The organism is Streptomyces sp. SM11 (assembly GCF_002910905.1).
In the GTDB taxonomy this organism is placed as follows: Bacteria; Actinomycetota; Actinomycetes; order Streptomycetales; family Streptomycetaceae; genus Streptomyces.
In genome coordinates, this window is sequence record NZ_NEUE01000310.1 from 1 (window position 1) to 1,102 (window position 1,102).

At 67.7% G+C, this 1,102-nt stretch carries 1 protein-coding gene and 1 pseudogene; both read right to left on the reverse strand.

Going from position 1 to position 1,102, the window contains the following annotated elements; genetic code table 11:
- On the reverse strand, positions 1-794 hold a 794-nt coding region (locus B9S58_RS36860), incomplete at its 3' end, for a DDE-type integrase/transposase/recombinase (protein WP_103535082.1).
- A gap of 17 nt (positions 795-811) precedes the next feature.
- A pseudogene (locus tag B9S58_RS38365) lies at positions 812-1,102 on the reverse strand (hypothetical protein); the annotation flags it as partial.

The window sequence follows — 1,102 nt, forward strand, 5'->3', positions numbered from 1 at the left end:
TCGTGGTTGTAGTACGCGATGAACGCGTCGAACCACTCGCGGGCGTGGGCCAGCGAGTCGAAGCGTTCGGGGCAGTCGGACATGTACTTCGTGGTCTTGAAGTGGGCCTCGCTGTAGGGGTTGTCGTTGGAGGTCTTCGGCCGCGAGTGTGACCGGGTGACGCCGAGGTCGATCAGCAGCTGCGAGACCTTCTTGGAGGTCATCGAGGTGCCGCGGTCGGCGTGCACGGTCTCGGGCACGATGCCGTTGCGCAGGATGGTCTCCCGGATCAACTCCTGGGCCCGCGCCGATGATTCGGCGGCCTCGACGGTGTGGCCGACGATGTAGCGGCTGAAGATGTCGATGATGACGTAGGCGTGGTACCAGACGCCCTTGACCGGTCCGGCCGCCTTGGTGATGTCCCAGGTGAATACCTGCGAGGGCCCGGTGGCGACCAGTTCGGGCACCGACTTCGCCGGGTGGGTGGCCTGGCGGCGTCGCTCGCCCGTCTGTCCCTTCTCGCGCAGGATCCGGTACATCGTGGAGACGGAGCAGTGGTAGCGCCCGGCATCCAGCTCGCGGGCCCAGATCTGCGCGGGAGGAAGTTCGGCGTGCTCGGCGCTGTTCATCAGCTCCAGTACCGCCGCCCGTTCCTCGGGGGTGAGAGCCGAGGGCTGGACCTGTGGTCTCCTGGGCTTTCGCTCTGGTGGGGGCCGCAGCCGGCGGTAGTGGGTGGCCCGGGAGCGGCCGGTCAGCCAGCATGCGGTGCTGATGCCCAGCACGTCTTCGACACCGGTGAACGCGTCGTCGGCCACCGGGTCGGCGGCAGCGATCAGTCCGCGCCCTCGGAGATCATCTCCAAGAGCGCGGAAGCTTTTCCCATAACTTCCAGCGCGGCCTTGTTCCGGGCAAGTTCCTTCTCCAGTCGCTCCACCTGGCGGCGCAGCTTCTCGTTCTCCGCTTCGGCAGCAGGCTTCTTCGGCCTCGCCGGACTGGTGCGCCGGTCGACCAGCTTCTCCAGGGCCCCGGCATCCCGCGCGGCCCGCCATTCCTTGACGTGCGAGTGGTACAGACGCTCGCGGCGCAGGACCGCGCCCTTCTCGTTCCTGGGCGCGGCGTCGTA